Origin of the sequence: Archangium sp. (assembly GCF_036389735.1) — a bacterium.
Classification (GTDB): Bacteria; Myxococcota; Myxococcia; order Myxococcales; family Myxococcaceae; genus Archangium.
Genome location: NZ_DASVWK010000463.1, coordinates 1 through 4,164 on the forward strand (window position 1 = coordinate 1; position 4,164 = coordinate 4,164).

The 4,164-nt window shown below is 68.4% G+C and carries 4 protein-coding genes; 3 read left to right on the top strand and 1 reads right to left on the bottom strand.

Annotated features, from left to right (window positions below):
- Positions 1–1,026, top strand: a 1,026-nt coding sequence (locus tag VF794_RS16535) for an AHH domain-containing protein (protein ID WP_331111505.1), incomplete at its 5' end; no start/stop codon positions are given.
- Between the two features lie 16 nt (positions 1,027–1,042).
- Positions 1,043–1,606, top strand: a complete 564-nt coding sequence (locus VF794_RS16540; protein ID WP_331111507.1) for an imm11 family protein — start codon at positions 1,043–1,045, stop codon at positions 1,604–1,606.
- Between the two features lie 20 nt (positions 1,607–1,626).
- On the opposite strand, the gene VF794_RS16545 is transcribed toward VF794_RS16540, so the two are convergent.
- Positions 1,627–2,586: an alpha/beta hydrolase gene (locus tag VF794_RS16545; protein ID WP_331111509.1), complete on the bottom strand. Its 960-nt coding sequence runs from the start codon at positions 2,584–2,586 to the stop codon at positions 1,627–1,629.
- A 305-nt stretch (positions 2,587–2,891) separates the two neighbouring features.
- Here VF794_RS16545 and VF794_RS16550 point away from each other — a divergent pair.
- The coding region (locus VF794_RS16550) for a S49 family peptidase (protein ID WP_331111510.1) at positions 2,892–4,164 on the top strand (1,273 nt) is incomplete at its 3' end.

The window sequence follows — 4,164 nt, forward strand, 5'->3', positions numbered from 1 at the left end:
CTGGCCTCGACGGGCACGGGAGCGGAAATGCCGGCGGAGTGGGAGCTGCGCCTGAGGCAGGAGTACCTGTCCCGCTTCGGCGAATCCCCACTGCCCCTGCCCCGGTCGCTGGAGACGAGCCGCCTCTACCTGGCTCTCAAACTCTCCCCGCGCTACATGGGCGAGGGCGTGCGCGAAGCGGCGCGGGAACTCTTCGCCTCGCCTGTCTTCCTCTCCAGCGTGGCGCTCTCGGTGCTGGTGTACTTCGCGGCGTGGCTGGCCCCCGAGCCCCTCTTCACCAAGGCCTTCGTGGTGGCCCTGACGGTGAGGCTCTCCCTGCTGGTGGGAGCACTGGAGCTCACCCATCTCGCTCGGGCGTGCCTGCGGCTGTACCAGGAAGCCGAGGCCGCGAGGACGGTGGAGGAACTGGAAGCAGCGGCGGAGCACTTCGGCAAGGCGATGGGGGGTACGGCGCTGCGGGTGCTGATGCTGGTGACCAGCATGGGGATGTCCAAGGCCCTGCCCCAGGTGCCCGAAGGCGGGCTGGGAGCGCTGCTCAACGCTCCTCGCTACGCCATGGCCGAGGGGTTGTCACTGGAGGGGGCGACGGCGGTGCGGATGGTGGCCGATGGCACCCTCATCGTGACGGGGGTGGCGGCGGGCACGGCGGCCTCCGCCGTGGGCAGCGCCTGCGCCGATGGTTCCGAGAAGAAGGACGGCCACCACTGGCACCACCTCGCCACGAACAAGAATGACACCTCCATGGCATCGGGAGGCCCTTGGACACCTCGCTTCGAGGAACTCTTCGAGCTGGCGGGGATGAGTCTGGACGCAGCGGAGAACCTCGTCTACCTCAAGGGTCACAAGGGTCCACATCCGAAGAGCTACCATCTAGCGGTGTACCAGAAGATCAACCTGGCGCTCAGTGACTGCACAACCGTCTTCCACTGCAAGGGCAAGCTGGTGGAAGTGCTCAAGAAACTCGCGGAGGAGGCCTGCACTCCCGGGTCTCGACTCCACCAACTGCTGACGAAACCACAAGACTGACGCTGGAGCCGAAGACATGTCCAGGTACTACGAGTTGGCGGATGACATGTACATTCCGAAGCGCTGGCACTTGAGGCACCCTGTCGATGAGCACGGGCGGAAAATCAATCCCTGGCAGTTCACGAAGGGCCAGGGGCTTGAGCCCCAGGGCCTCATCCGGTTCCCCGTGCGGCCCGACGGAGTGACGCTGGACTTCACGCTGGATGCTTTCGCCACTCCCGTGGTCCACGACCGCGTCGTTCAGCTCTTCGAGCGCTTGGGTATCCAGGAGGTGCAGTTCCTCCCCGTGCAGGTGGAGAACCACGCCGGGCCTTATTTCATCCTCAATGCCCTGCGCAGCTTCCGCTGCATCGACGATGCCCGCTGCGAGGAGGTGCAGTACTGGCGGCCCGAGGATGGCCAACCCGAGAAGGTGGGCCAGTATCGGTACATCGCGGGCGTGCGTATCGACCCGACGAAAGTCGAGGGAGCGCGCGTCTTCCGTCCCTGGGGCTGGACGCTGGGGCTCATCATCTCCGAGGACCTCAAGGAGGCCCTGGAGCGCGAGGGCCTCACCGGCACGCGCTTCACCGAGGTCTGACGGGCGCCCCCGGGCACGGGCTACCAGCAGCGCGCGGCGAAGGCGGCGAGCTCGCGGTTGAAGCGGCGCGAGTCCTCCCAGAAGGGCGAGTGGCCCACGCCGGGGTAGAAGGACACCTGGGCATCGGGCACCACGGAGGCGAGGTGGTGGCTGGAGTCGGGCAGCACGATGCGATCCTGCAGGCCGTGGGTGACGAGCACGGGGAGGGTGAGCCGGTGCAGCACGTCGTCATTGTCCACGGAGCGCGAGCCGAGCGACTCGCGCACGTGCGCGGGCACCTGCTGCGTGTAGCCGAGCACCAGGTTGCGCGTCTGCGCCGACACCGGCGCGTGGTGCAGCAGCGAGACGAAGGTCTCCAGGGTGGAGCGGCAGGCGGGCTCCTCGTGGGTGAAGAGGCCGGGAATCAGCCCGAGCATCTCGGGGGCCAGCAGCGCGAAGGCCTCCTCGGAGCCGCTCTTCACCATGGGGGAGACGAAGTGGATGCCGGACAGGTGCGCCTGCCCGTAGTGACGCAGGTAGTCGGCGACGACCATCGCCCCGTAGGACCAGCCGACGAGCAGGGGCCGCTCCAGTTGGAGGGAGGAGATGACGGCCTGGAGGTCATCGGCCCACAGGCGGCCGTCCCCGTAGGCGCCACGGGGCTTGTCCGAGTAGCCGTGGCCTCGCAGATCCACCGCCACCAGGCGGAAGCCGAGGCCCAGGGCGCTCTGGAACTGGCGGCGCCAGGACAGGTGGCACTGCGAGAAGCCGTGGAGGAAGAGGAGGGTGGGCCCGTAGAGGTCCCCCGCGTCGTACACGGCGAGCGACACGCCACCGGCACCCTGGACGGTGTGGAGCCGGACGGGGATGGGCTCGGAGAAGGGGTAGTCCCCATCCAGGCCTGGCTCGCGCATTCCCGAGGAGGAGTCCGGGCGCGTGAGGGTCGGGTTCCGCACCGAGGGAGAAGACGTCTGAACTGCGAGTGAGTGGATGTCGTCCATGGGAGGGTCCTGGCTCGGCGGTGCGCGTCGACACCAAAAGGAATAGGCATCCGCAGAACGCGGGGAGAGCCCTTGGTTCATTCCAGAACGTCCCGACGTTTCCAGGAGAACGGTTCTCGCAGGAGCCGGTGGGGCTCCTGGGGAGGTGCCCGAGCGTAGGAGGGTAGGGCCGGCGCCCGCTCGCATGCCTCGGGGCGGGAGCACCCGGGCGGTGGGTGAAGAGGCGGAGCGGGCTTCGTGTCGGGAGGCCGTTAGTAGTAAGCCCTCGGAATACACGCGACACGCAGGTGTCAGGAGCCTCGCGCATGAAACGCTTCTTCATCGGTTCGCTCGCGGTGGTGGGCGGGCTGACCGTCCTCTTCATCGGAGCCATCTTCGGGCTGGCCATGCTGGGGGCGGCGAGCAAGCCGGGTGTCCCGGGCAACGTGGTGTTGGAGCTGGAGCTGGACGAGGCGCTGGTGGAGTACATGCCAGAGGACTCGCTGGCGAGCGCGTTCGGCCCGGGCAGGACGACGGTGCGCGACGTGGTGGACGCGCTGGAGAAGGCGGGGGAGGACGCGCGGGTGAAGGGGCTGGTGGTGCGGATGAACGGGGCGCCGGGCAGCACCGCGGTGGTGCAGGAGCTGCGCGACGCGGTGAAGGCCTTCCGGGCCAAGGGCAAGAAGGCGGTGGCGTACGCGGACACCTTCGGCGAGGGCGGGGGGGCGTCGGGCACGTACTACCTGGCCTCGGCGTTCGACGAAATCTACCTCCAGCCCTCCGGAGACCTGTCGCTGTTGGGGCCGGCGATCGAGACGCCCTTCGCGCGCGACGCGCTGGCGAAGCTCGGGGTGAAGCCGAGGATTGGCAAGCGCCACGAGTACAAGAACGCGGCGAACACGTACACGGAGCAGACGTACACGCCGGAGCACCGCGAGGCGACGGAGCGCTTCCTGACGAGCCTCTTCGGGCAGATGGTGAAGGGGGTGGCCGAGGGCCGCAAGCTGAGCGAGGACGAGGTGAAGGCGGCGATCGACGCGGCGCCGCTGCTGGGCAAGCAGGCGGTGGACGCGAAGCTGGTGGACGGGCTGCTGTACCGGGACGAGGTGTACGCGAAGGTGAAGCAGGAGGCGGGGGAGGGGGCGCGGCTGCTGTTCCTGGACAAGTACCTGGAGCGCGCGGGCAGGCCGAACACGAAGGGCCCGACGGTGGCGCTCATCTACGGGGCGGGCGGAATCTCGCGAGGGCAGAGCCAGACGAACCCCATGTCGGGCGAGGTGACGATGGGGAGCGAGACGGTGGCGGCGGCGTTCCGCAAGGCGGTGGAGGACTCGCGGGTGAAGGCGATCGTCTTCCGGGTGGACAGCCCCGGAGGCAGCTACGTGGCGAGCGACACGGTGCGGCGCGAGGTGCAGCGGGCGAGGGAGAAGGGCAAGCCGGTCATCGTCTCGATGGGGACGTACGCGGCGAGCGGCGGGTACTTCGTGGCGATGGACGCGGACAAGATCGTCGCGCAGCCGGGGACGCTGACGGGGAGCATCGGTGTGTACGGCGGGAAGATGGTGACGGCGGAGTTCTGGGAGAAGCTGGGGGTGAACT

Coding starts and splice junctions, on each gene's coding strand:
- VF794_RS16540 (WP_331111507.1), top strand. CDS start 1,043: ATGTCCAGGTACTACGAGTTGGCGGATGACATGTACATTCCGAAGCGC.
- VF794_RS16545 (WP_331111509.1), bottom strand. CDS start 2,586: ATGGACGACATCCACTCACTCGCAGTTCAGACGTCTTCTCCCTCGGTG.